Annotated in this window: 23 protein-coding genes; 11 read left to right on the forward strand and 12 right to left on the reverse strand. The window is 72.4% G+C overall.

All coding sequences use genetic code 11. The features are described from left to right. Positions 1 to 122 precede the first annotated feature (122 nt). The 6 genes from H9L09_RS01985 (at position 123) to H9L09_RS02010 (ending at position 6798) form a co-directional block, all read left to right on the forward strand. On the forward strand, positions 123 to 1322 hold the full coding sequence (locus H9L09_RS01985) for a PucR family transcriptional regulator (RefSeq protein WP_187579118.1): 1200 nt from the start codon (positions 123 to 125) through the stop codon (positions 1320 to 1322). Positions 1323 to 1401: 79 nt separating this feature from the next. Continuing rightward, on the forward strand, positions 1402 to 2589 hold the full coding sequence (locus tag H9L09_RS01990) for an acyltransferase domain-containing protein (RefSeq protein WP_187579119.1): 1188 nt from the start codon (positions 1402 to 1404) through the stop codon (positions 2587 to 2589). After that, complete coding sequence (locus H9L09_RS01995) at positions 2586 to 3587, forward strand: beta-ketoacyl-ACP synthase III (protein ID WP_187579120.1); 1002 nt, start codon at positions 2586 to 2588, stop codon at positions 3585 to 3587. The genes H9L09_RS01990 and H9L09_RS01995 overlap by 4 nt, the downstream gene beginning before the upstream one ends. 87 nt (positions 3588 to 3674) lie before the next feature. Then, on the forward strand, positions 3675 to 3923 hold the full coding sequence (locus H9L09_RS02000; RefSeq protein ID WP_246456207.1) for an acyl carrier protein: 249 nt from the start codon (positions 3675 to 3677) through the stop codon (positions 3921 to 3923). Positions 3924 to 4084: 161 nt separating this feature from the next. Further along, a complete protein-coding gene (locus tag H9L09_RS02005; RefSeq protein ID WP_187579121.1) occupies positions 4085 to 5326 on the forward strand; it encodes a beta-ketoacyl-[acyl-carrier-protein] synthase family protein in 1242 nt (413 codons plus the stop codon). 29 nt (positions 5327 to 5355) lie between these two features. Next, a complete protein-coding gene (locus tag H9L09_RS02010; RefSeq protein WP_187579122.1) occupies positions 5356 to 6798 on the forward strand; it encodes an acyl-CoA carboxylase subunit beta in 1443 nt (480 codons plus the stop codon). A 14-nt stretch (positions 6799 to 6812) separates the two neighbouring features. On the opposite strand, the gene H9L09_RS02015 is transcribed toward H9L09_RS02010, so the two are convergent. From H9L09_RS02015 to H9L09_RS02040, 6 genes are all read right to left on the reverse strand, one after another. Further along, positions 6813 to 7607: a putative protein N(5)-glutamine methyltransferase gene (locus H9L09_RS02015; RefSeq protein ID WP_223164178.1), complete on the reverse strand. Its 795-nt coding sequence runs from the start codon at positions 7605 to 7607 to the stop codon at positions 6813 to 6815. A 21-nt stretch (positions 7608 to 7628) separates the two neighbouring features. After that, a complete protein-coding gene (locus H9L09_RS02020) occupies positions 7629 to 9200 on the reverse strand; it encodes a hypothetical protein (protein WP_187579123.1) in 1572 nt (523 codons plus the stop codon). Between the two features lie 532 nt (positions 9201 to 9732). Continuing rightward, on the reverse strand, positions 9733 to 10272 hold the full coding sequence (locus tag H9L09_RS02025; RefSeq protein WP_187579124.1) for a dihydrofolate reductase family protein: 540 nt from the start codon (positions 10270 to 10272) through the stop codon (positions 9733 to 9735). 46 nt (positions 10273 to 10318) lie between these two features. Continuing rightward, complete coding sequence (locus H9L09_RS02030; RefSeq protein ID WP_187579125.1) at positions 10319 to 12115, reverse strand: DUF429 domain-containing protein; 1797 nt, start codon at positions 12113 to 12115, stop codon at positions 10319 to 10321. A gap of 78 nt (positions 12116 to 12193) precedes the next feature. Further along, entirely contained in the window at positions 12194 to 13324 is a 1131-nt protein-coding gene (locus H9L09_RS02035; protein WP_343065177.1) for an alpha/beta hydrolase family protein, read from the reverse strand. After that, positions 13284 to 13790, reverse strand: a complete 507-nt coding sequence (locus tag H9L09_RS02040; RefSeq protein ID WP_187579127.1) for a DUF3145 domain-containing protein — start codon at positions 13788 to 13790, stop codon at positions 13284 to 13286. Before H9L09_RS02040 ends, H9L09_RS02035 begins: the two co-directional genes overlap by 41 nt. Positions 13791 to 14117: 327 nt before the next feature. Between H9L09_RS02040 and H9L09_RS02045 the strand changes: the two genes are divergently transcribed. Beyond that, positions 14118 to 15950, forward strand: a complete 1833-nt coding sequence (locus H9L09_RS02045; RefSeq protein WP_187579128.1) for a hypothetical protein — start codon at positions 14118 to 14120, stop codon at positions 15948 to 15950. Positions 15951 to 15953: 3 nt separating this feature from the next. Here the strand turns inward: H9L09_RS02045 and H9L09_RS02050 are convergent, their stop codons facing one another. The 4 genes from H9L09_RS02050 to H9L09_RS21495 are packed head-to-tail and all read right to left on the reverse strand — an operon-like array spanning position 15954 to position 20197. Then, positions 15954 to 17438 (reverse strand): LCP family protein, encoded by a 1485-nt coding sequence (locus tag H9L09_RS02050; protein WP_187579129.1) that lies wholly within the window; start codon positions 17436 to 17438, stop codon positions 15954 to 15956. Between the two features lie 22 nt (positions 17439 to 17460). Next, a complete protein-coding gene (locus H9L09_RS02055) occupies positions 17461 to 18303 on the reverse strand; it encodes a hypothetical protein (protein ID WP_187579130.1) in 843 nt (280 codons plus the stop codon). Next, a complete protein-coding gene (locus H9L09_RS02060; protein WP_187579131.1) occupies positions 18303 to 19667 on the reverse strand; it encodes a glycoside hydrolase domain-containing protein in 1365 nt (454 codons plus the stop codon). The genes H9L09_RS02055 and H9L09_RS02060 overlap by 1 nt, the downstream gene beginning before the upstream one ends. A 23-nt stretch (positions 19668 to 19690) precedes the next feature. Further along, positions 19691 to 20197 (reverse strand): ion channel, encoded by a 507-nt coding sequence (locus H9L09_RS21495; RefSeq protein WP_223164179.1) that lies wholly within the window; start codon positions 20195 to 20197, stop codon positions 19691 to 19693. A gap of 196 nt (positions 20198 to 20393) precedes the next feature. Here H9L09_RS21495 and H9L09_RS02070 point away from each other — a divergent pair, with 196 nt between their 5' ends. The 3 genes from H9L09_RS02070 to H9L09_RS02080 are packed head-to-tail and all read left to right on the forward strand — an operon-like array spanning position 20394 to position 23598. Beyond that, a complete protein-coding gene (locus tag H9L09_RS02070; protein WP_187579132.1) occupies positions 20394 to 21776 on the forward strand; it encodes an extracellular solute-binding protein in 1383 nt (460 codons plus the stop codon). Next, the gene (locus tag H9L09_RS02075) at positions 21773 to 22675 is read left to right on the forward strand and encodes a carbohydrate ABC transporter permease (RefSeq protein ID WP_223164180.1); all 903 of its coding nucleotides are present in this window, start codon (positions 21773 to 21775) and stop codon (positions 22673 to 22675) included. Before H9L09_RS02070 ends, H9L09_RS02075 begins: the two co-directional genes overlap by 4 nt. After that, positions 22672 to 23598 carry a carbohydrate ABC transporter permease gene (locus H9L09_RS02080; protein ID WP_187579133.1) on the forward strand — a complete coding sequence of 309 codons (927 nt, stop codon included), beginning with the start codon at positions 22672 to 22674 and terminating at the stop codon, positions 23596 to 23598. The genes H9L09_RS02075 and H9L09_RS02080 overlap by 4 nt, the downstream gene beginning before the upstream one ends. 11 nt (positions 23599 to 23609) lie before the next feature. On the opposite strand, the gene H9L09_RS02085 is transcribed toward H9L09_RS02080, so the two are convergent. After that, a complete protein-coding gene (locus H9L09_RS02085) occupies positions 23610 to 23747 on the reverse strand; it encodes a hypothetical protein (protein WP_187579134.1) in 138 nt (45 codons plus the stop codon). Positions 23748 to 23893: 146 nt separating this feature from the next. Here H9L09_RS02085 and H9L09_RS02090 point away from each other — a divergent pair, with 146 nt between their 5' ends. Further along, positions 23894 to 24457, forward strand: coding sequence for a DUF6529 family protein (locus tag H9L09_RS02090; protein WP_187579135.1), 564 nt, complete (start codon positions 23894 to 23896; stop codon positions 24455 to 24457). 7 nt (positions 24458 to 24464) lie between these two features. On the opposite strand, the gene H9L09_RS02095 is transcribed toward H9L09_RS02090, so the two are convergent. After that, a complete protein-coding gene (locus tag H9L09_RS02095; protein WP_187579136.1) occupies positions 24465 to 25727 on the reverse strand; it encodes an MFS transporter in 1263 nt (420 codons plus the stop codon). Between the last annotated feature and the right edge of the window lie 34 nt (positions 25728 to 25761).

Genomic DNA, 25761 nt, shown 5'->3' on the forward strand with positions numbered 1-25761 from the left:
TAGCCCGAACATCACCCGAAATCGCCCGGATCCCCCTGTGAGGGCGGGGCGTCCTGCCGGATCCTGCCTGTTCGTCCCGCCTTCTCCCGGATGACCCCCGGGACCGGTCTAGGCTCCCGGTCATGAGCGCAACCGCGGGTCGCAGCCGGGCCCAGGTCGCGCGGCGGCTGCAGAAGGCGGTCGGCCGGCTGACCGGCTCCACGTTGGCGCGCATGGAGCGCGACATGCCCTGGTTCCAGCAGCTGCCCGCCGAGGACCGGTCCTGGATCGGGCTGATCGTGCAGGCCGGCATCAACGCCTTCGTCGCCTGGTACCGCTCCCCCGGGTACACCCCTCCGATCACCGCCGAGGTCTTCGGCGCCGCCCCGCGTGCCCTGACCGGTGTTGTGAGCCTCCACCAAACGGTGGAGATGGTCCGGCTGACCATCGAGGTGGTCGAGGAGAACGTCGTCGAGGCGGTCGGCGAGGAGGACGCCGCGGCGGTCCGGGAGGCGGTGGTGCGCTACGCCCGGGAGGTCGCGTTCGCCACCGCGGAGGTCTACGCCCGGGCGGCCGAGGCCCGCGGCGCCTGGGACGCCCGGCTCGAGGCGCTGGTGGTCGACTCCGTGCTCCGCGCGGAGGCCGACGAGACGACCCGGTCCCGGGCCAGCGCGCTCGGCTGGGAGGACCGCGGCGACGTCGCGGTGGTGCTCGGGCGGGCGCCGTCGGCGGACACCTCCGGCTCCGCGCGGGAGTCCCTGTTCGACGACGTCCGACGCTCCGCACGCCACGTCGGGCTGGACGCGCTGTGCGCGGTGCAGAGCGACCGGTTGGTGGTCATCCTCGGCGGCATCGCGGACCCCGACAAGGCGGGAGCGGCGGTCGCGAAGCACTTCGGCGAGGGGCCGGTCGTCGTCGGCCCGGTGGTGCCGGACCTCGTCCGGGCGAACATCTCCGCCCGTGCCGCGGTGGCCGGGCTGCGGGCCGCGCCGGGCTGGCCGGAGGCGCCGCGTCCGGTGACCAGCGACGACCTGCTCCCGGAGCGGGCGCTCTCGGGTGACGGGCACGCCCGCCGGCAGCTGGTGCAGGAGGTGTACCGGCCGCTGCGCGAGGCCGACGATCCCACCCTGGACACCGTCTCGGCGTTCCTCGACCACGGCGGATCCATCGAGGGCACCGCGCGGGCGATGTTCGTGCACGCCAACACGGTGCGCTACCGGCTGCGCCGCGCGGCCGAGCTCACCGGCCTCTCCGCGAGCGACCCCCGGCAGGCGTACACCTATCGGGTGGCGCTCACCCTGGGACGGCTCACCTCACCGGAGACGACAGCACCCGAGTTGTAGGAACCCTACAAAGTTCTCGGGTGAATCTTCGTGTGCGTCGCGGGCGCGTAGAAGGCTGTGACCCGGGCACAGTGGGGGTGTGCTCGTCATCGTCGCCCCCGGTCAGGGGGCCCAGTCCCCCGGCTTCCTCACGCCCTGGCTCGAGAACCCCACCTTCGCGGAGCGGTTGCACTGGCTGTCGGCGGTGAGCGGTCTCGACCTCCACCATTACGGCACCGAGGCGGACGCCGAGACGATCCGCGACACCGCGGTGGCGCAGCCGCTGCTGGTCGCCTCGAGCCTGCTGGCCGCCCTGGAGCTGTTCCCGCACCCGGCCGACGCCTTCGACCGGATCGGCGCGGTCGCCGGTCACAGCGTCGGCGAGCTGGCCGCGGCCGCCGGTGCCCGGGCGATCAGCGGCGAGCAGGCGATGGTGCTGGTCCGCGAGCGCGGCAAGGCGATGGCGCTGGCCGCCGCAGCCCGCCCGACCAGCATGACCGCGGTGCTCGGCGGCGACCGGGACGAGGTGCTGGCCAAGCTGGCCGAGCACGGACTGACCGCGGCCAACGACAACGGGCCCGGCCAGATCGTCGCCGCCGGCACCGTCGAGCAGCTCGAGCGGCTCGCCGACGACCCGCCGGCCAAGGCGCGGCTGGTGCCGCTGTCGGTGGCCGGTGCGTTCCACACCGAGCACATGGCCCCCGCCGTCGAGGTGCTGGGCCGGCTGGCCCGCTCGGTGTCCACCCACGACGCGCGCACGCCGGTGATCTCCAACCGCGACGGCCAGGTCGTCCACGACGGCCGTGAGGTGCTGCGCCGGATGGTCACCCAGGTCAGCAGCCCGGTCCGCTGGGACCTGTGCATGGAGACGATGATGCAGCTCGGGGTCACCGGGATGCTGGAGATGCCGCCGGCCGGCACCCTGACCGGGATCGCCCGCCGCGCGATGCGGGGCGTGGAGACCTTCGCGCTCAAGACCCCCGACCAGCTCGACGACGCCCGGGCGTTCTGCGACAAGCACGGCAGCGCCTCCTCCCTCGACCACAACCCCACCTGGCGGATGCTGGTCTCGCCGGCCAAGGGCACGTTCAAGGCCACCGGCTCGCTGCGCGAGGGCGACGCGATCCAGCCCGAGCACGAGATCGGTTCAGTAGCCAGCTCCCGCGACGAGACGCCGGTGACGGCGCCGTACGGCGGGACCGTCGTGGAGTGGCTGGTCGAGGACGGTGACCTGGTCTCCCCGGGTCAGCCCCTGATCCGTCTCCACCCAGAAGGAGTCAACGGATGATCTCCCTGTCCCCCTCCGTGGGTTCGCCGCACTCGCGCATCCTCGGCATCGGCACCTACCGGCCTTCCCGGGTGGTGCCGAACTCCGAGCTGATCGAGGCGATCGACTCCAGCGACGAGTGGATCCAGCAGCGTTCGGGCATCAAGGAGCGGCGCTTCGCCAGCCCCGAGGAGACCGTCCAGATGATGTCGGTCGCGTCCTCGCGGCAGGCGCTCGAGCGCGCCGGCATCGAGGCGGCGCAGATCGACTGCGTGATCGTGGCGACCGTCTCGCACATGCTGCAGACCCCCGCCGTGGCCACCGCGATCGCGCACGAGCTCGGCACCGACCGGGCTCCCGCCTTCGACATCTCCGCCGCGTGCGCGGGCTTCTGCCACGGTCTGGCGCTCGGCTCGGACCTGATCCGTGCCGGCAGCGCCAAGCACGTGCTGGTGGTCGGGGTGGAGCGGCTCACCGACATCACGAGTCTCATCGACCGCGGGACCGCCTTCATCTTCGCCGACGGGGCCGGCGCCGCCGTGCTCGGCCCGTCGGAGGAGGTCGGCATCGGTCCGGTGGTCTGGGGCTCCGACGGCGAGCAGTTCGACCTGATCCGGCAGAAGGAGGACTGGCGCGACGTCCTCGAGGCCGACCGTCCGGAGATGCCGCACCTGGTGATGCAGGGCGCGGCGGTGTTCCGCTGGGCGGCCTTCGAGATGGCCAAGACCGCGCAGGAGACCCTGGAGCGCAGCGGCATCACCGTCGACGACCTCGACGTGTTCGTGCCGCACCAGGCGAACATGCGGATCATCGACGCGATGGCGCGGTCGATGAAGCTGCCTGAGCACGTCAAGATCGCCCGTGACATCGCCGAGCAGGGCAACACCTCGGCGGCGTCGATCCCGCTGGCCCTGGGCCGGATGATCGACGAGGGCGAGGCCAAGAGCGGCGACATCGCGCTGCTGATCGCCTTCGGCGCCGGGCTCGCCTACGCGGCCCAGGTCGTGAAGGTCCCCTAGAGCTCCGGGGCCGCCGCGCCCCGGATCAGCACGATCCCTGCGGATCCGCAGGGCAGACCCGTCCACCTGAAGAAGGAGAGCCACCTGATGGCCAGCACCGAGGAAATCCGCGCAGATCTCGCCGACATCGTCAACGAGGTCGCCGGCGTCCCCGCCGAGGACGTCCAGCTCGACAAGTCGTTCGTGGACGACCTGGACGTCGACTCGCTGTCGATGGTCGAGGTCGTCGTCGCCGCCGAGGAGAAGTTCGACGTCAAGATCCCCGACGACGAGGTCAAGAACCTCAAGACCGTCGGTGACGCCGTCGCGTTCATCGAGCGCGCGCAGAACGGCTGAGCCTCGTCGGCTGGGATGCGCGCGGCACACGGTCGCGCGCGTCCCGCAGCCGGTACGCCGGCCCCGCACCACCCGATCCACCGCACAGCCCAGGACCCGCAGCATCCCAGCCCCCTGACCCCGCGACAACCCGCGGACGAGCAGACGAGGTGAACCCGTAGATGAGCGCCACGCGCGTCGTCGTGACCGGACTCGGCACGACCTCCCCCGTCGGCGGTGACGTGCCCACGACCTGGGCCGCGCTGCTGGCCGGCCAGTCCGGCGTACGACCCCTCAAGCACGAGTGGGCCGAGCAGCTCAGCACGCACATCGCGGCCGAGGCCCTGGTCGACCCCACCGACGTCCTGGACCGGGTCAAGGCCCGCCGGCTGGACCGCTCCGGCCAGCTCGCCCTGGTCGCCGCGCTGGAGGCGTGGGCCGACTGCGGCCTCGCCGACCACGACGCGGACGTCGACCACGAGCGTCTCGGGGTCGCGATGGCCTCCGGCATCGGCGGCGTGCAGACGCTGCTGACCAACTACGACTCGCTGACGCTCAAGGGCCCCCGCCGGGTCTCCCCGCTGGCGATCCCGATGCTGATGCCGAACTCGCCGGCCGCGAACATCGGCCTGGCCATCGGCGCCAAGGCCGGCGTGCACACCCCCGTCTCGGCCTGCGCGTCGGGCAACGAGGCGATCGCCCTGGGCATCGACATGATCCGGCTCGGCCGCGCCGACGTCGTGGTCGTGGGCGGCACCGAGGCAGCGGTGCACCCGCTGCCGATGGCCGCGTTCGGGCAGATGATGGCGCTCTCCAAGCGCAACGACGAGCCCGAGCGGGCGTCCCGTCCCTGGGACAAGGGCCGCGACGGCTTCGTGCTCGGTGAGGGCGCGGCGGCACTGGTCCTGGAGTCCGAGGAGCACGCCCGGCGCCGTGGCGCCAAGGTGTACGCCGAGGCCGCCGGCGCCGGCATCACCGCCGACTCCCACGACATCGCCCAGCCGGACCCGGTCGGCGCCGGCGCCACCCGGGCGATGAAGATGGCGCTCGTCGAGGCGGGCATGGAGCCCTCCGACATCCACCACATCAACGCGCACGCGACGTCCACGCCGCAGGGTGACCTGGCCGAGGCCGGGGCGATCCGCAACGCCCTGGGCGACGCGGTCGACGGGATCGTCGTCACCTCGACCAAGTCGATGACCGGGCACCTGCTCGGTGGAGCCGGCGCGCTGGAGTCGCTGGCGGTGGTCCTCTCCCTGCAGAACCGGGTCGTCCCGCCGACGATCAACCTCGAGGACCCCGAGGACGTCGGTCTGGACATCGCCACCAGCCAGCGCACCCTGCCCGCGGGGACCATCGGCGGCCTCAACAACTCGTTCGGCTTCGGCGGCCACAACGTCGCCATCGCCTTCCGCAGCGTCTGACCGACGCCCCGCGACAGGGAGTCACCTGCATGAGCACCGCCCAGGTCACCGGAGCCCCCGCTGCCGCCAAGCCGGCGAAGCCGCCGCGCGAGGAGGATCCGCGGAACCCGAACCACCGGCTCGCCGCGCTCTTCGACGAGGGCACGCTCGAGCTGATCACCGAGGACGACGGCAGCGGCATGCTCGCTGCCGTCGGCCGGGTGGCAGGCGCGCACGTCGTGGCGTTCTGCTCCGACGCGACGGTGATGGGCGGGGCGATGGGCGAGGTCGGCTGCAAGGCCGTCGTGCACGCCTACGAGCGGGCGCTCGCCGACCGCGCGCCGATCATCGGGCTGTGGCACTCCGGGGGTGCCCGGCTGGCCGAGGGGGTGCTCTCCCTGCACGCCGTCGGGGAGATCTTCCACGCCATGACGCAGGCCTCCGGCAAGATCCCGCAGATCTCGGTGGTCCTCGGCCCGGCGGCCGGCGGTGCGGCGTACGGTCCCGCCCTCACCGACGTCGTCATCCTCGGCCCCGAGGGCCGGATCTTCGTGACCGGCCCGGACGTCGTCCGCTCGGTGACCGGTGAGGACGTCGACATGCTGCGGCTCGGTGGCCCGGAGCCGCACGGTCGCCGCTCCGGGGTGGTGCACATCCTCGCCGACAGCGAGGCCGACGCCCTGGGCCATGCCCGCTCGGTCGCGTCGCTGCTCGGCGCGCAGGGCACGCTTGAGCTGAAGGACGTCGAGGACGTCGACCTGGCGCAGATGCTGCCCGAGTCGAAGAAGCGTGCCTACGACGTGCACCCGCTCGTGGAGAAGATCCTCGACGAGGGCACGATGCAGGAGCTGCACGCGCGGTGGGCCCCGAACATCGTCACCGCGCTGGGCCGCTTCGGTGGCCGGTCGGTCGGTGTCATCGCCAACAACCCGCTGCGGCTGGGCGGTTGCCTGGACTCGCTCTCGGCGGAGAAGGCGTCCCGCTTCGTGCGGATGTGCGACGCGTTCGGGGTGCCGCTGGTCGTCGTGGTCGACGTGCCCGGCTACCTGCCCGGGGTCGGCCAGGAGTGGGACGGCGTGGTCCGTCGCGGCGCGAAGCTGCTGCACGCCTTCGGCGAGGCGGTGGTCCCCCGGGTGACGCTGGTGACCCGCAAGACGTACGGCGGCGCCTACATCGCCATGAACTCCCGGTCGCTCGGCGCCACGAAGGTGTTCGCCTGGCCCGGCGCGGAGATCGCCGTGATGGGCGCGGTCGCCGCCATCCGGGTGCTGCACCGGCGCAAGCTGCTCGAGGTGGAGCCGGAGATCCGGCCGCAGGTCGAGGCGGAGCTGGCCGCGGAGCACGAGCGGATCGCCGGCGGGGTCGAGAAGGCCATCGAGATCGGCGTGGTCGACGAGGTCGTCGAGCCGTCCCGGACGCGCACCGCGCTGGCCCGGGCCATCGCGGACGCCGGCCTCGTCCAGCGCGGGGCGCACGGCAACATCCCGCTGTAGGGCGCTTTCGCGCGTCAGCCGGTCAATGCGCCGACCACCGCGGTCGCGTTGAGCTCCTCGTCGCTGACGATCCGGGCCTCCAGCCCGTGCGCCCGCATCTCCTCGGCGAGCTGCCCGGCCTGGCGTCGGCTGGACTCGATCAGCAGCCGACCTCCCGGCGCCAGCCAGGCGCCCGCTCCGGCGACGACCCGGCGCTGCACGTCGAGCCCGTCGGTGCCGCCGTCGAGGGCCACCGGGTGCTCGTGCAGCCGGGCCTCGGGCGGCATCATCGCGATCGAGCCGGTGGGAACGTACGGCGCGTTCGCCACCAGCACGTCCACCCGTCCGGCCAGCCCGGTCGGCAGCGCGGCGTACAGGTCCCCCTCGTGGACCGTCCCGCCGCGTGGCTCGACGTTGCGGCGCGCGCAGGTCACCGCCTTCGGGTCGAGCTCGGCGGCGTGCACCTCGACGTCCGGGGCGCAGGCGGCGATGGCGGCCGCGATCGCTCCGGCGCCGCAGCACAGGTCCACGACAACCGGCCGCGCGCGATCATCGAGGCAGGTCAGGGTCTCGGCGACGAGCAGCTCGGTGCGTCGCCGCGGGACGAACACCCCGCGGTCGACCTCGATCCGCAGGCCGTGGAAGGCAGCCCAGCCCAGCAGGTGCTCCAGCGGGACGCCGCCGACCCGCTCGCGGACCAGCCGGTCGAGCTGTTCCGGGGTGGTCGCCGCCTCGACCAGCAGGGCGGCCTCCTCCTCGGCGAACACGCAGCCGGCCGCGCGCAGCGTCGCCACGATCTCCTCGCTCCCGGCAGCGGTCGGTGGACTCACGCGAGCGAGGGTAGTGCGCGATCAGGCCGCGTAGAGGATCCGGGCCAGGACCAGGTCGAGCTGGGAGACCGGCGCGGTCTCCCCGCGGGAGGCCAGCTCGGCCGGCATGACCTCGCCGAGGAAGTGGGTGCCTCGGAAGTCCACCCGGCACCAGTAGCCGTGGGGCGTGCGCCAGTAGTGCACCCCGGGCCGGGGTTGTCGGTGCAGCCAGCCCTTGCCGTGGGTCTTCACCCGGTGCTGCAGTCGTTGCAGCCGACCCAGGTTGCCGATCCTGGTCTGGCCCGGCGGTCCACCGGTGTCGGGCGACAGGTAGGGAACGGTGTGGTCGGCGTCGGTTCGGCGCGAGAGCCCGGGGGCGAAGGGGAAGGCTGAGGCGGGTGATCGGAGATAGAGCTGGTCGCGCATCCGGGCCGGCACCTCGTAGCCGTCCACCGGATGGTCCTCGGACAGGTCGATGACCGGCTTGACCGTCACCTGGGCATGTCGGAGGAGGTCGCGCACCTGCTCGACGGTGACCGGTCCGACGCCCTCCATCCGGGCCACGCCCTGCCGGCGGCCGGCCAGCGCCGCCGCGAAGGACTCCTCGGAGAGGTGGAGGTAGAGCACCGCCCGCGGCAGCAGCCGGGAGACGTCGACACCTTTCTCCCGCAGGAAGGCGATCAGATCGCGCGGCGCCGGCTCACCGGGGCCGCGGGAGGACTCACCGCGGGGATCCTTGGCGTGCCGGTCGTCCGCTGCGTCTCCGGCCGGTGACAGGTCGAGGTCGAGGTTGGGGTGAAGGTCGAGGTCGAGCGGCTCGTCGACCGCGTGACGCAGCAGCAGCGCCAGGGCTCCGGCCGGATTGGCGAGGATGCCGAGGGCGCGGGCCCGGCGTACGCCGATGCCGCTGTCGTCACCCTCGACCCGGAGGATCTCGGCGATCCGGTCGATCATCGCGACCAGCCAGATGACGTCGCCGGCGGATGCCTTGGCGATCAACGTCTTGAGGCCGCACTCGTTGGTCCGGCCCGTGCTGACGAACTGCTCGGCGGCGGCCGCCTGGCGCCGGGCCTCCGCGGCCGCGGGGTCGGCCGCGATGATCTTGGCCTCCACCAATGCCTCGGCCCGTGCCCAGGGCAGGGACGCGAGGTAGGGCGTGGTCTCGGCGTCCACCCAGGCTGCCTGCTCACGTGTCAGGTCGGCTGCCCGGGTCAGCTTGGCGATCCGGCGTGCCTGCCACACGCGCACCGCACCGGCGACGACGGCGTCCCAGAGCAGCGGCAGCCGGAACCGCACGTCGACGGCGTCGGCGATCAGGCTCGCGGCCGCAGGGGTGCTGGTGCGGAGCAGGACGCCGAGCTCGGCCGCGGCGAACTCCGCCACCTCCGGCGTGCCCGCTCCTCCGGCCCGGCGGAACCGCTCGGAGCCCGGGACCAGTCCCCGGGCGAGCCGATCGATGACCGCGTCGGGATCGTCCGGGGCACCGTGCAGCTCCGCCCACCGGACCGCCAGCACCAGCTCCTCGGCCTCGGCGCGGAGCAGTCGGGCGCGGTTGGCCACGAGAGCGTCAGCACACTGCTGCCCCGTGTCGATGTCGCGCCCGATCTCGTCCATGACACGACTCTCCCAGCAGGCACCGACAGTTTCGGGGGCGCTCCACACGGCGCCGGCCCGGACAGGGGGAAGCCTCATGCACTCGGCCGCTGGTCTCGGCAAGTGCATGTCGGAGCGGGGGTCGGCGCTGTCTGAGGGGGCCAGCCGACCCGTCAGCGCAGCCACCGACCCCGCCGAGCCACCGAGCCGCTGCGCGCCGTGGGGCAGACGCTCGGACATGCACTCGGCCGCTGGTCTGGGTAGCGGCAGGCGTGGCCGGGGCGACGGCGGCCGGCAAGTGCATGTCGGAGCGGGGGTCGGCGCTGTCTGAGGGGGCAGCCGACCCGTCAGCGCAGCCACCGACCCCGCCGAGCCACCGAGCCGCTGCGCGCCGTGGGGCAGGCGCCCGGACATGCACTCGGCCGCTGGTCTTGCTAGCGGCAGGCGTGCACGCGGTGACGGCGGTCGGCAAGCGCATGTCGGAGCGGGGGTCGAGGCTTCTGCTGCCTACGCCCAGATCAAGGTGGTCTCCCCAGGTACGCCCGCGCCCGCCTCAGCGCAGGGAGTACCGCAGGTGCACGAAGGTGCCGTTCGCCGACGGCGCGGAGGAGACCAGCCGCATCGGGGTGGTGCGCCGGCGCGGGAGCAACGGGGCCCCGGCGCCGAGCACGACCGGGGTCAGCCCCAGCCAGAGCTCGTCGAGCAGGTCGTGGTCGAGGAACTCCCCGACCAGCTCGCCGCCACCCACCAGCCAGATGTTGCGGTCGCCGGCGTCCGCGGCCATCGCGGCGTGCACCGCGGGCACGTCGTCGTGGGTGAACACCAGCCGGACGCCCTCGGCCGGGGTGAGCTCGCGGTGGGTGAAGACGTAGATCGGCCGGTCGCCGTACGAGGCGAAGCCGTGGGGGTCGTGCCGCTGCACCCACTCGTAGGTGGACGCCCCCATGGCGAGCACGCCGACGTCGCGCATGAAGGCGTCGTAGGGGTTCGCACCGTCGGCCTCGTCGAACTGCAGCAACCAGTCGAGGTCGTGGTCGGACGCGGCGATGAAGCCGTCGAGGGACGAGGCGACGAAGTACTGGGTCAGCGGCATGGATCCATGCAAGCAGGGGTCGCCGACGGTTGCACCCCCTGGCGGCTCACTGGTCGGGGTCGGGCGGGGTGCGCAGCTTCTCCAGCCGGGTCTGCAGCAGCGCGACCCGGTGGGCGTTGCCGTGCAGCTCGACGTACCGCGTCCCGAAGATCGCCAGCAGCGCGTCGTCGAGCCGGCGTACGGCGCCGGCCGGGTAGCGGTAGCCCATCCGGGCGTGGATGGCGTCGCTGTCGACGGAGGTGAGCAGCCCCCGCAGCTCGTCGAGCGAGGTGATCCCGAGCTCCAGCAGCAGCTCCGAGACCCAGGCGTAGTGGTCGGTGCGCGACCACCCGGCGTCGGCGTACTGCGCGGCGAGGAAGGTCGCGAGGTCCTGCGCGCTGATCCGCGGGTCGGTCGCGTCGGCCTCCGGCTGCGAGCTCGGCACGGCCTCCTGCAGCCGGTCCCGGATCATCGAGAACTCCCGGTCGGCGAGCTCGAGCAGCCCCGCGGCCAGCGTGAACCGACGGTCCAGGTCGGGCACGTGCTCCTCGGGGATGGTCCCCTTGTAGCGGATGGCGTGCTCGAACTCCGCCCACGCGTGCTGCAGCACCGTCCGCACCTGGACCTGGGCGCGGTGGCCCTTGAGCGCGTCGTACGTCGTCGCCGGGCTCCGGTCCCGGTCCAGCGCGACCAGCAGGTGCCGGCTGGCGTAGCCGAACCGGCCCTCGCTGGCGGTCTCCTGGCCCATGTCGCGGTCGTCGAGGATGCGCAGCTGGTCGCCCAGCAGGTCCGCCACGGCCGTGACGTCGCTGCGCAGGTAGGTGATGATCCGCAGCCCGATCTGGTCGGTGATCTGCTCGAGCGGGTCGGAGTAGAGCAGCCGGCCGTCCTCCTCGCGGTCGGCCTTCGCCGCGAACGACGCGACGCTCTTGGTCCGGCCCGTGACGCTCAGGTAGTTGATGCCGGCATCGTCGAGCAGCGTGGTGAGCAGCGCGAGGTAGCGCTCGGTGGCCTCCCGCAGCTCGGGCTGCCGCGCCGCGTAGGTCTGCACGGCGAGCCGCACCGGGTCCCGGTCGACGACCACCGCGGCCGGCGGCTCGACCACCCGGGGCGGGCGCGGCGTCGGCACCAGGCCCTCCGGCAGCCGCGGCGTGACGATGTAGCCGGTCTCGCCGTCGCCGTACGTCGTCGTCTCCTCCGGCCGCCGCACGGCCCAGAGCGCGACGTAGGCGCAGACGACCGCGTCCACCTGGTCCTCGACACGGCGCAGGTCGCTCTTGGTGGCGGCGGCCTCGACCTGGGCCATCAGGGCGCGCCACTCCTCGTGCTCGCGCAGGTGCAGCGGGACCGGCGCGGACGCGAGCTCCTCGAGCAGCCCCATCAGCCGCTGCAGCTCGGAGCGCAGCTGGGGCAGGTGCCGGCCGGGCTTCTGCTTGTACTTCAGCGTCCGGCCGAGGCCGAACAGGGCGATCGTGGCCGGGTGCGGGTACACCTCGATCGCCCGGCGTCCGGCCGTCGAGACCGGGTCGATGTCGAGGCCCAGTACCTCGGCGAGACGGGCGCCGCGCGGGGTGCCCGCGAACTCGGGCTTGCCGGTGTTGGCGGGGTGCGCGCCGGCGTCGAATCTGGCGAAGTCACGGTTGAGCGCCGCCTCGCCGGGGCGGTTGCCGGTCGCGTTGCGGACGATCAGCGGTGCGTCGATCGCCACCAGGCAGTCGCCGGCGACGTAGGGCCCCATCGAGGCCAGGATCGTCTCGTCGGTGCGGTGCGCCGAGACGTGCAGCAGGTGCCCGTCGGCGTCGAGGACGGCCAGGCCGGTGGGCTTCTTCTCGCCCCAGGCGAGGTCGAGACCGACGAAGTGCATGTGCTCACCCTGCCCTGCCCGCACGCCGCCCCGCACGTCGCCCCGCACGCCGCCCCGCTCACCGTCCGCTCCGGCGGGTCAGAGCAGACGGGCGGCCAGGAAGTCCACGGACCGCCGCATCATCAGCGGCCAGGAGTCGCCGAAGCCGTGCCCCTCGCCCCGATACTCCTGCAGGCTCGCGTGCCCGCCGGCCGCGCGGACCGCGGCCACCGTCGCCCGGCTCCAGGCCACCGGGCAGACCTGGTCCGCGGTGCCGTGCGCGACCAGCAGCGGCGCCTCGATCCGCTCCGCGTAGCTCCTCGCGCTGGCCCGCCGCCACACTCCCGGACGGCTGCGCGGCGAGCCGTAGGCCGCGACCACCCGGGCCCGCAGCCCCGGGTCGGGGCGCACCCAGCGGTCGAAGCCGTCCGCGGCCAGCGAGCTCACCGGGGAGTAGAGCACCGCCGCGTCGGCGAGGTCGGGTACGGCGGCCAGCGCCTCGAGCACGACCCCGCCGCCCATCGACCGGCCGAAGAGGCCGACCCGGCTCGCATCGACGAAGGGCAGGTCCGCCCGGCGTACCGCCCGGACCGCGTTGACGAGGTCCTCGGGTAGCCCAGCGGGGCCGCCACGTCCCCGGAGGACTCGTGGTCCGAGCCGGCGTGGTTGCGGTAGTCGATCTGGAAGGCGACGAATCCGGCCGCCACCAGGGCTTCGCGCTCCCGGCCGAGCATGTCGCCGGAGGCGTACTCGGCCGGGTCGGTCCAGCCGTGCGCCAGCACCACCAGCGGCGCCCGACCCGGCCGGGTCGGCACGTCCATCACCCCGGTGATCCGCAGGCGGCCGCTGCGGTAGCTGACGGCATAGCGGGTGGTCGCCAGGCCCCGGAACAGCACCGAGGTGAGCCGCAGGTCGCGGCCGTCGAAGCGGCGCCGGGCCAGCGCGGGCACCGAGACCAGGTTGAACGGCGTGCTGGTGTCGTTGTGCGCCCCGAGCAGGACCGGGAGGGGCCGTGCGGCCGCCCCACGGGGGGCGGGCGGGGCGGCGCACCAGCTGAGCGCGAGGACGAGCGCGAGCAGCGGCGCCGCGAGGATGCCCGGGATCCGTGAGGTCACGGGCACATCGTCGGTGGCCGCCCGCCGTCCCGCAGAAGAACGGGGAAGAACGGGCCGGACGGGTGAGGGACCTCTCAGACGACCTGGTGCAACCAGCGCACCGGGGCGCCGTCACCGGCGTGCCGGAACGTCTCCAGCTCGTCGTCCCAGGGCTTGCCGAGCAGCTTGTCGATCTCGAGCAGCAGCGTGGTGTCGCCCAGGGCGGCCTTGATGACGGCGGCCTTGAGCCGGTCCTCGGGGATCATGATGTCGCCGTGGATCCCGGTGACGGCGTGGAAGACGCCGAGGTCGGGGGTGTAGGAGTAGCGCGAGCCCTCGGTGGAGGTGGTGGGCTCCTCGGTGATCTCGAAGCGCAGCTGGCTCCAGCCGCGCAGCGCGGAGGCCACCGCGGCCGCCGTACCGGCGTCGCCGGACCAGGAGAACTCGGCGCGGTAGGTGCCTGCCTGGGCGCCCTGCGGCGTCCAGTCCAGGTTCACGGCGTTGCCGAGCACGCCGCCCACGGCCCACTCGATGTGCGGGCACAGCGCAGACGGCGCGGAGTGGACGTAGAGAACGCCCCTTGTCGTGGTGCGTGTGGTCACCGTTGCCTCCTGTCGATCCGGCGTCGAGATACGCCTTCCCCAGCGGTCTCGTCGGAACAGGAGTCATGGTGGCCATGACGCGGTCGAGCATGCAGTTGTGGGTGCTACCCGTTCATTGTGACGCACCGGGCACCACATCCGCCACAACAACACCAGAAATCAGCGAGGAATGCGGCCCCGGGCGAGCAGCCGGGGGTCAGCCTGCATCGTTCACCCACATTTCCGAGGATTCGAGTACCGATACTCAGGACACGGCCCGTCGCAGGGTGCCAGGATCAGCCACCGCTCGTGCCACGGGGGCAGGGCACCATCTCAGGGAGCCAGCAGATGATCCGACCAGTCCTGCCCGCACGCGGCAGACGCACCGCCCGCTGGGCCGCCGCGGCGGTCGCCTCGGCCACCGCGTTGTCCATCGCCGGCACCGGCGCGCCTGCGGTCTCGGCCGTGCCGAGCGACAACCCGTGCCCGGCAGCCGTCCCGGTCAGCGAGCTGGCCGCGGGCCAGCTCGTCGACGGTCAGACGGTCTCCTCGGGCACCCGGCCCGACCCCTTCAGCGGCAAGGTCCTCGGCGTCCTGAAGAACGGGATCTCGCTCGGCGTCGACATGATCATGGTCGAGCTGACCTCCGCCGAGATCGACGACGTCGGCGGCATCTGGTCCGGCATGTCCGGCTCACCGGTCTACGCCGCGGACGGCCGTCTCATCGGCGCCGTCTCCTACGGCCTGGCGGTCGGCCCCTCGCCGGTCGCCGGCGTCACCCCGGCCGCCGACATGCAGAGGCTGCTGAGCGCCGCTCCGTCCGCCCCGGTTCCCGCCGGTGCCCGGCAGGTCGAGATCCCCGCCAGGCTGGGCGACCGGCTGGTGCGCGACCAGGTCGCCACCGACGCCGAGGTCGACTCCGGCCTGTCCCGGCTCCGGCTTCCGCTCTCGGTCACCGGCGTGGGCGCCGAACGGGCCGGCCTGGTCGCGAAGGCGTTCGGCCGCAAGCCGTCCGAGGTGATGGCCGCCGGCAGCGCGTCGCTGGCACCGGCCGAGCAGGCCATGGTGCCCGGCGGCAACCTCGCCGCCGCCATCTCCTACGGGGATGTCACTGCTGCCGCGGTCGGCACCGTCACGGCCGTGTGCGGCTCCGAGGTCCTCGGCTTCGGGCACCCGATGATGTGGCGCGGGCCGACGTCGCTGTCGTTGCACGCCGCGGACACGATCTACGTGCAGAAGGACCCCACCGTGGCGCCGTTCAAGGTCGCCAACATCGACCCGTCGCCCATCGGCACCGTCACCCAGGACCGGATGGCCGGCATCCTCGGCGTCACCGGCGCCGGACCGGCCACCAGCGACATCACCTCCTCGGTCTCCTTCGACGGCGGGCAGCCGCGGGCCGGAGCCACGCACGTGACCCTGGCTGACTGGGTGCCGGACCTCGCCTTCTCGCACCTGCTCGCCAACGAGGACGCGGTCTTCGACGGCTACGGGAAGGGTGGCGCGGCCATGGGCTGGACGATCAGCGGCACCCGTGCCGACGGTCGGACCTGGTCGCTGACGCGCGGGGACCGGGTCGCGAGCCCGTACGACGTCACCTTCGAGTCGGCCTTCGACCTCGTCGACGCGCTCTACACCCTGCAGCAGAACGGCTTCGAGCAGGTCACCGTCGACGCGGTCGACGTCGACTCCGCGCTGACCCGGGACTACGACACCTACACCTTCAAGCAGGCCCAGATCCGGCAGGGCACCAAGTGGGTGACGCTCACCCGCAAGTCCCGGCTGCAGCTTCCCGCCGGTCGGCGCCAGTTCTTCCGGATCACCGTCGACTCCGACCACCACGGGGAGCAGCGCTTCATCCGTCCCGTCCGGGTGCCGCGCAGCGGCGTCGGCCGGGAGGGTCTGCTGCAGATCAGCGGCGGCAACGACTTCTCCGGCAACAGCAGCTACTACGGCAGCGACGAGTACTACTTCGAGGAGGGCGGCTACTCCGAGGACTCGAACAAGAGCTTCGACGACGTCCTCGAGCAGATCGGTTCGCAGCCCCGCAACGACGACGTCGTCGTCGACCTGCGGTTCTTCAGCCGCAACGGCCGGGTCGTCGAGGAGGTCCAGCGCCGGCACCGCACCGACCTGGTGGTCTCCGGCGGTCTCAGCCTGCCGGTGCTCGTCCTCGGCTGATCGTCAGCCCGCGGGGGCGTAAGCGCAGGTGTCCCGGGCGTCGACCGCCTCGCCCGGGTCGGGGGCCGGGCTCGGCTCCGGGGTCGGCGCTGCGGTCGGCCTCGGGGTCGGCGCGTCGTCGACCCCGGGCCCCGGCTTGCGGGGCGGCGTCAGCGCGCGGCGTACGACCGACCGCATCCACCCGAAGTCGGGGTCACCGGGCGAGAACCGGTCCGAGGACCGGAACACCACCGACCGCACCGGGGCGTCCTTCACCTCCAGGGCGAGGTCCACGAACGCCGGCAGCAGCTCGCTCGGCACGTCGCTGCGCACGATCCGCTTGCCCGCCTCGGCGAGCGCCTGGTAGCGGCGGATCAACGTCAGGGGCTGAGCCTCGTCGATGATCGCGCCGATCATGCACCGCTGACGCTCCATGCGCTGGTAGTCGTCGGAGCCGTAGCGCCCGCGGGCGAACCAGAGCGCCTCGAACCCGTCGAGGCGCTGGTCCGGGCCGGGCTCCAGGTAGTCGTCCGGCGGGATCCCGAGGTCGGTGTTGCCGCCGATCGGGATCCGCTGGTTGATGTTGACGCTCACACCGCCCATCGCGTCGACGATCTGCTCGAAGCCCTGCAGGTTCACCAGCAGGTAGTAGTCGACGGGGATGCCCAGGCTCCCCTCGACGGCTTGCTTGAGCGCGTCCGCCCCCTCGTTGTCGGTCGTGCCCAGCACCCCCGGGTACAGCGCCGGCACCTGCCGGTAGACCGCGTTCAGCATCCAGTCGCCGGGGTCGCCCTCGCCGCCGAACCCGTCCGGGTAAAGGTCGTGCAGCGGGCTGCCCTCGGGGAACTGCGCGTGCATCAGGTTGCGCGGCAGGCTGAACATGACCGTGCGGCCGGTGCCGGGGTCCATGCTCACCAGGATCATCGAGTCGGTCCGCACGCCCAGCCGGTTGACTCCCCCGTCGCCGCCGAGCAGCAGCAGGTTCACCCGCTGCCGGCCACCCCAGGGATCCTGCTCGGTGACGTCCTTCGGCGTGGTGGCGCTCTCGTTGTGCTCGAAGACGGTCCCGACCAGGTCGGCCTGGACCAGCGCGTAGCGGGCGCCCAGCGCCACCGGCGCTCCGAGCGCCAGGCACAGCACCAGCACGAACCCGCTGCCGAGCAGCGTCTGGGTCCGGCTGCGTTCGTGCGGACGGACGAGCAGGTACGTCGTCAGCACCACCAGCATCCACAGCACCAACGCGGCGGCGAGCACACCGGCCACCAGCTTCAGCCGCTGCGGGTCGAACACGAGGTTAAGGGCGGCCCGCAGGTCGTGGCCGACGAGCCAGGCCCCGGCGGCGCCGAGGGCCAGCGTGGTGAGCAACACCGACCAGCCCAGCTTGGCGCGGCGTGCCCACAGGTAGCCGGCGCCCGGGAGGACCGCGGCGAGCAGCGTCACGCCGAGGGTGCCGGGAAGGCCGCGTGCGCGGCGTACCGGAGCCCGCTGCGCGGGCCGTGCCCCGCCCATCCGTGTCCTCCGCACCACGGGGTCAGGAGGCACAGGCCCGGTCCAGCAGCGCGGTGGCCTCGTCCTGGCCGCGCGGCGGCGGCTCGATGATCACCTTGACCGGGCCGGAGTCCCCCACCGTGAGCTCCAGCCGGAACACGAACGGCGCGGTCGCCTGACCGCGGGCGTGCTCGTCGCACCGGTTGCCCGGCAGGATCTCGATCGGCAGCGAGGCCGCGGCACGACCGGCGGGCAGCAGCGTGCCGCCGGGAAGGGCCACGTCGTAGAGCACGCTGCCCTGCACCCCGAGCAGGCGCACCGGCTCGTCACCGCGGCGGCGCCGCAGCTCGAGGGTCCCCCGGATGCTGGAGCCGGCGCCGCTGCCCAGCCGGGTCCAGCGGTCGCCGTACCGCAGGTCGAGGGCGTCCGAGACGAGCCGCTCGGAGCACTGCAGGGTCCAGAGCCGACGCAGGAAGTCCTCGCCCGTACCGAGCAGCGGTTGCTGCACGGAGCCGGCGTCGGACTCGACGAGGCCGACGATCGGCGTCGCCGTGGCCTCGCACTGCGGCGCGGGCAGGGTGAGCCGCAGGTCCATGGTGGCGTCCGGCCCGATCAGCGCGTCCTTGTCCTGCCGGAACGACGACCCGTAGCCGGGCCAGTCCAGTCCGATCCCGGTGACGTGCAGCGGCTCGTCGGCGGTGTTGCGCACCCGCAGCAGTCCGCGCTCGGTCCCCTCGTCGGGGAGCAGCTGGGTGAAGGACAGGGTCACCCGGGGCCGCCCCTGCTCGGCCGGGCTCGACCGGTCGGCGGCAGGGCCACCGGAGGCGCCGGAGCACGCCGACAGGGCGACCAGCAGGACGAGCGCGGCGGCCCAGGCGGCTCCCATCAGCGGCGACCCGTGTGCAACGCAGCCCAGGTGCCGCTCTCCACGACGCCGGTGGCCGGGAGCCCGACCGCCGACTGGTAGGCGCTCACCCAGCGGCTCGTCTTGGCGTCCAGCACCCCGCGCACCCGCAGGTCGGCCGCGGTCGCCACGTTGAGGGTGCGCTGCAGCCGGCGTACGTCGTTGCTCGCGGAGCCTCGCTTGAGCACCGGCGAGCTGCCGCGAGCGAGCAGCACCGTCCAGGTGCGGGCGTTGACCTTGCCGGTGACAGGCAGCCCGCGCGAGGACTGGAAGGACCGCACCGCGCGCGCGACGTCCCGGTCGAAGCGGCCGTCCACGCGGCCGTCGTAGCGGCGCTGCTGCTCGAGCAGGCACTGCAACGCCTTGACCTGGCCGCCGGTGCTGCCCTGCTTCAGGGTGCGGTAGTCGGCGAAGTCGATGCTCACCCCGCAGGTGCTCGGAGGCTTCGGGGCCACCGAGCCGCGGCCGACGCTCATGAAGCTGCGGTCGATCTGCAGCTCCACGCCGCCGTACGCCGCCGGCACGTCCAGGTCGTACTGGTGCACCCGCGCCCCGGACCAGCTCGCGGTCCGCACCCACTTCGCGTCGATCGCGACATCCGCCCGGCCGTTGTCCCAGGCGTACCAGACCTGGTCCGGCATGACGTAGGAGCCGGGTGAGAGGTTGTCGGCGTTGTCGAGGGCATGGATGCCCGAGGAGACGCTGGAGTAGACCCCGGAGCGGAAGCCGAGCTTGCGCACCTGGGTCGTCCACCCGCTGAGGAAGCTGAGCGCCGGGCGTCGGCAGTCGGTCTGCGAGACGTCGAAGGCCTCCAGGTCGTACCAGACCGTGCTGGCCGTCGCGACGCCCAGCGCCTGCGCGGCCGCCACCGCGAGCCGCGCCTCCGCCCGACCCTGCTTCGCGGCCGCGGCGTAGCCGTCCGCCGGGTCGGCATCGATCGTGTCCGGCGGGGTCGACGAGCCGGGGTCGGTCCCGGTGGTCGTGCCTGTGCTCGCGGGGTCGTAGCAGGGTGCCTGCTTGCCGACCCAGATCGGCAGCAGCCGCCAGCCGCGGTCGGTCTGGCGGCGCACCCAAGTGGCGTCCAGGTGCTGCTGGTCCGCCTCGGAGCACCCCTGCATCGAGCCGCCGATGTAGATGCCTGCCCCCCAGAACGGCGACGAGGTGAGCCAGGCGTCCATCTGCTGCTGGGTCGGCGCGCAGCGCGCGTCGAAGGCGTAGCCGGTGAAGTCGCCGGGGGTCACCCGGACGGCGGCGACCGCCGGCGGGGTCGCCAGGACCCCGGCGAGACCCGCGGCCAGGGCGGTGAGTCCGGCGCCGACTGCTCGGCGCACGTGAGAGCTGGTCATGGTGCGATCTCCCTCGTGGAGGCTCAGGGGCGCCCGATCAGGTTGCTTGCGAGACGGGCGAGGATCGCCACGAAGAGTACGTCGAAGACCAGGTGCACCGTGGTGACTCCGCGTGCGAGCTGTCCCGCGGCGTGCACGTCACCGAAGCCGGTCGTGGTCATCGTGGTCGCGGTGAAGTAGAGCGCGTCCAGGCGCGTGTGGATGCCGACCATCTGCCCGTCGAGGTTCACGGCCAGGTTGAAGTAGAGCAGGGCGAAGCCGATCATCACGACCTCCACGAGCAGCACCAGCCGCAGCAGCGTCATCCCCGTCTCCCGGCCGTTGAGGTGACGTCCCAGCTCACGCGAGAGGATCACGACGACCACGGCGGCACCCGCCAGCGTCAGCGCCAGCCCGACCGCCAGCCGCAGCGGCGACTGCCCGGTGCGCACCGGGACGGCGAAGTAGAGCACCAGCACCGCCACCAGGTTGACGACCCCGAGCCGCCAGCGGCCGCGCGCGGCGAGCGGCGGCGCGGACTCCTGCGTCATCGGCCTGGCCCCTCCCTCGCGGCGCTCGGACGCATCGAGAGTACTGCCCGGCGACCCGGTCCGGAGGCCTCTCCGCAGGTTCTTGCGCTCGCGCACGGATTTGCTTGGCTTGCCCTTCCGAGAAGTGGGTAACGGCTCTACTGACGGCAGGCCGCACCTCGCCCGCTGCCCTGATCCACGACGTCTAGGAGGTCCCATGCGACCCAGCCCACTCCGACTTGCCCTCCCCCTGGCCGTGGCGGCCCTTGTCACCTCCGGGTGCGCCCAGGGCACCGCTGACTCCTCGAGCGGTGCTGACACGTCCTACGACGCCGGCGCCACCCTCTCCGGCGACCTGACGGTGATGGGCTTCGGCGCCACCGACGAGATCGGCAGCGTGCGGCTGGCCGAGGCCAAGAAGGCGCTCGGCGACAAGGTGACCGTGAAGACCGTCGAGGGCGACCTCGACATCCAGCAGTTCCTCACCTCGGTGGCCGCCGGGGACCCGCCGGAGATCGTCTACGCCGACCGCGACCAGATCGGCACGTTCGCGTCACGGGGAGCGATCATCCCCCTCGACGACTGCATCGACGGCGAGAACATCGACACGAGCGTCTTCCGGAAGCCGGCGCTGGACCAGGTCACCTTCGACGACAAGATCTACGGGATCCCGGAGTTCAACGTCGTCCAGATCATCCAGGCCAACGCCGACCTTCTCGACAAGGCCGGGCTCACCGTCGAGGACGTCAACGGCCATGACTGGGACGCCGTCTCCGCGGCCAACAAGAAGCTCGCGGTGACCGAGAACGGCAAGCTCAAGGTGATCGGCTTCGACAGCAAGCTGCCCGAGTTCCTCCCGCTGTGGGTGCACGCCAACGGCGGCCGGCTGATCAGCGAGGACGGCCGCACCGCGCAGCTCGACTCCCCCGAGGTGGTCCAGGCCCTCGAGTGGGCGGTCAGCATCTACGACGACCAGGGCGGGTTCAGCACCGTCAAGGCGTTCCGCGACTCCACCGACTTCTTCGGCGAGGGCAACCAGTTCGCCACCGACTCGCTCGGCGCGATGCCGATGGAGCAGTGGTACGTCAACGTCCTCAACGACGTCACCCCGGACGTGAACATGGCCTTCGACACCGTGCGTGACAAGCAGGGCGAGCCGATCGCCTTCGCGTCCGGCTCCGCGTGGGCGATCCCCAAGGGCAGCAAGAACCCCGAGGCCGCCTGCCGGTTCGCCCGGGCCATGACCGCGACGGACAGCTGGGTGAAGGCCGCCGAGAAGCGCGTCAGCCTGCGCGAGAAGGACGGCGGCATCTTCACCGGCGTGCTCACCGGCAACGTGGAGGCCGACGAGAAGATCCGGGCGATGATCGAGCCCGGGGACGACGAGACCTGGAACGACGCGATCGAGGCCACCTACGAAGCCAACGACCACACCTTCGCCCTTCCGGCCAACCCCGCGGGCAGCGAGTTCCAGACCGCCTGGCAGGACGGGGTGAACCGGGTCCTGAACGGTCAGCAGTCGCCGCAGGAGGCGATGGCCCAGGCGCAGAAGGAGGCGCAGAAGGCTCTCGACGAGGCCTGGGCGGAGTGGGACGGGTGAGCACCGCCCGTGCCTCGGAGACACGCGCGGCCTGGCTGTTCATCAGCCCCTGGGTGCTCGGCTTCCTGGTCTTCACCCTCTACCCGCTGATCTACACCGGCTACCTGTCGTTGACCGACTACGACGTCATCAATGACCCGTCGTTCGTCGGCCTCGACAACTACCACCAGCTGGTGCAGGACCCCAAGGTCCGGCTGGCGCTCACCAACACCTTCATCTTCGCGGTGCTCTCGGTGCCGACCCAGCTCGTCCTGTCCTTCCTGCTGGCACTGCTGCTGAACCGGGCGGGCCGGGCGTCAGGCTTCTTCCGCACCGCGTTCTTCCTGCCCAAGATGACCCCCGCGGTCGCCATCGGCGTGCTGCTGCTGCTGCTCTTCAACGGCCAGAACGGTCTGGTCAACACCTTCCTCGGCTGGTTCGGCATCAACGGCCCGGCCTGGACGACCGACCCGAACTGGATCAAGCCGGGCCTGGTGATGATGAGCCTGTGGACGGTCGGCGCGTCGGTGGTGATCCTGCTGGCGGCCCTGCGCAGCGTCCCGCAGGAGCTCTACGACGCCTCCCGGATCGACGGGGCCGGCTTCTGGCGACAGACGCGCCACATCACCATCCCCATGGTGAGCAGCGCGATCTTCTTCATCGTCATCATCGACACGATCGCCGCGTTCCAGTCCTTCACCGAGGCGTACACGGCGTACTTCGGGTCCGGCAACTCCACCTACAGCAACGACGCCGCCCTGTTCTACGCGATCTACCTGTTCCAGCAGGCGTTCCGGTTCCTGCACATGGGCTACGCGTCGGCGATGTCGATGCTGCTCTTCGTCATCATCATGGCGGTGACGGCGATCCAGATCCGGGTCAGCCGGGGGTCGGTGTACTACGAGAGCGAGCAGGCATGACGTCCACCGACACCCCCGCGCCCCGTGTCCCCACCCTGGCGGTGGCCCCCGCCGCCCCGGTCGAGGAGCCCCGGGGCCGACCGCCGGCACCGGCGCGGCCGAAGCTCGCCCGCATCGTGATCTGGGCGCTGCTGGCGGTCCTCACCGTGGCGTTCGTGTACCCGTTCGTCTGGCTGGTGAGCGCGTCGTTCAAGCCGCGGTCCGAGGTCTTCGACAACAAGCTGATCCCGGACCACTTCACCTTCGACAACTACCTCTCGATCTGGCACGAGGCCCCGATGGGGCTGTGGCTGATGAACTCCGTGTTCGTCACCGTGCTCGCGACGGTGACGGTCACGATCTCCAGCGCCTGTGTCGCGTGGGGGTTCGCCCACTTCCGGTTCAAGGGCCGTGACGCCCTGTTCGGCGTGGTGCTCGCCACGATGATGATCCCGGGAGCCGTCACGATGATCCCGGTGTACCTCATCTGGGACTCGCTCGGCATGACCGGAACCCTCACCCCCCTCTGGGCGGGCAACCTGTTCGGCAGCGCGTTCTACATCTTCCTGCTGCGGCAGTTCTTCCTCGGACTGCCCCGCGAGCTGTTCGAGGCGGCCAAGCTCGACGGCGCCAACAACTGGCAGATGTTCACCAAGATCGCGCTGCCGCTGACCAAGCCGGCCTTGGTGGTGACCGCGCTGTTCGAGTTCCAGGCCTCCTGGACCGACCTGATGAAGCCGCTGATCTACCTGCGCGACAGCGACACCTTCACGGTGCCCCGGGGGTTGAAGACGCTGCTCGACCAGTTCGGCTTCGGCGGCGAGTGGCACTGGGAGCTGATCGTGACCGCCAGCGTGATCACCACGCTGCCGATGATCGTGATCTTCTTCCTCGGGCAGCGGCAGTTCATCGACGGCATCGCGACCACGGGCAACAAGGGCTGACGCGCAGACCCTCAGGAGTAGGGCAGCCCCTTGTCCCGGCCCGCCTCGCCGTGCGACAAGGAACCCCCGTGACGGCGTTGCCGACGGTCGGCGAGCAGCAGCAGGATCGCGAGCGCCGCGAGCACCAGGATCACGATCACGTCAGTCATGGACTGAGTCGCACCTCCCGCCTTCCAGTGAATACCGGGCGTTCGAGCCGCGCATGACCCATCCGGGCGGTTCGTGGACTGAAACCTCGGCGGGGGGGCTCCCGAGCCGCACGACGGGTCGACACTGGGACCGGGAGGGGTTTCGGATGTCGAGCGAGCAGCCGGCCGCCGTACGGCGGGGAGCACTGGTCACCGGCCTGCTGGTCTGCGCCGGCATCTCGGTCGCCCTCGGGGTCTACGGCCGCCTCCACAGCCCGTCCTACGGGTCGCTTCCGTCGTTCGGCTTCTCCAGCACGGCCACCTTCAAGGCCTGGGTGGGCTCGGTCGTCCTGGCGCTCGCCGCCGCCCAGCTGGTCACCGCGCTGTGGCTCTACGGCCGCCTCCCCGGCGCACCGCCGGCGCCGCGGCGGCTCGGGCTGGTGCACCGCGGCACCGGCTACACCGCCTTCGTGCTGTCCCTGCCGGTGGCGGCGCTCTGCCTCTACGGCTTCGGGTTCGCTCCCGAGCCGTTCTCCGCCCGGACCCTGGTGCACTCGCTCGCCGGGTGCGCCTTCTACGGTGCTTTCGCCGCCAAGGTGCTGCTCGTGCACACCCGCAACCTGCCCCGGTGGGCCTTGCCGCTGGCCGGCTCGCTGGTGCTCACCACGGTCGTCCTCGCCTGGCTGACCAGTGCGTGGTGGTTGTTCTCGACCACCGGCCTGCACCGCTGAGCCAGGCTCACGCCTGCAGGCCGGCGTCGACGGAGGGCCGGCCACGGTGCAGCGTCACGAGCAGCACGAGCAGGGCCGCGACCTGGAGGAGGACCGTCACCGTGACCAGCAGCGGCACGGAGACGCCGTACAGCCCCCCGGCCAGCGCCCCGCCGGCGGCCGCCGCGACACCGATCACCGCCCCGAAGAGCCCGTAGGCGGTGGCCCTGCGGCCCCGCGGCACCAGGTCGGCCACGGTGGCCCGCAGCGTCGACTCCTGGACGCCGAGCGCCACCCCCCAGGCCAGCGCGCCGGCGACGGCCACCTGCACCGAGCCGGAGAACGCCAGCGCCGGAACGGCGGCGGCCACGACCGGGAGCAGGACCAGCACCGAGGCGCCGTGCCGGTCGTAGAGCCAGCCGGTCAGCAGCGCCGCCAACGCGTCGACGACCATCACGGCCGCGTAGACCAGCGGCACCGCGGCCGCCGAGAGCACGCCGTCGGTCACCAGGTGGAACGAGATCACCCCGAAGGTGGAGAAGCCGACCATGGTCAGCCCGGCGAACGACGCGTAGGCCCAGAACCGGCCGGGCAGCCGCGCCGGGGCCGACCCCGGCTCCTCCGTCGGGTCCACCCCTAACCCGGCCGCGGGTGGCAGCTCCAGCTCCGCCTCGTAGCCCTCCGGACGGGGCACCTGCGCCCGCAGCCAGACCACCAGGGCGAAGGCCAGCGCACCGGGGACGGCCAGCACGAGCAGGGCCGGGGTGTAGTCGCCGCCCGAGGCGGCGAGCACCCCGGCGACCAGCAGCGGACCGGCCAGGGCTCCTACCTGGTCCAGGGCCTCGTGCACGGCGAAACCGCGGCCGCGACCGGTCACCGCCGTCGCATGCGAGAGCAACGTGTCCTTGGCCGGGGACCGGACCGCCTTCCCGACCCGCTCGGCGATCACGAGGGCGGAGGCGACCCAGAGCACGCTGGCCAGCCCGAGCAACGGCACGCTGACCACGGTGAGCCCGTACCCGGCCAGCGTCCAGCCCCAGAACCGGCCGCTGCGATCGGTCAGCGGCCCCGAGACCAGTCGCAGCAGCAACGCCGCCGACTCCCCCACTCCGGTGACCACCCCGACCACGAGCGCGCTGGCGCCCAGGTGCGCCAGCAGCGGTCCGGTGATGGACCGGGCACCCTCGTAGACGACGTCGGCCAGCATCGCCACGATGCCGAACCACACGATGAACCGCCAGGCCGACATCCGCGACGCGGGGACGGGCGGGCGGTCCGACTCCGGTGCCATGTCCCGAGTGTGCACCTCGACCTCCGGCGCGGGG

The sequence above is a fragment of the Nocardioides mesophilus genome (assembly GCF_014395785.1).
Classification (GTDB): domain Bacteria; phylum Actinomycetota; class Actinomycetes; order Propionibacteriales; family Nocardioidaceae; genus Nocardioides_B; species Nocardioides_B mesophilus.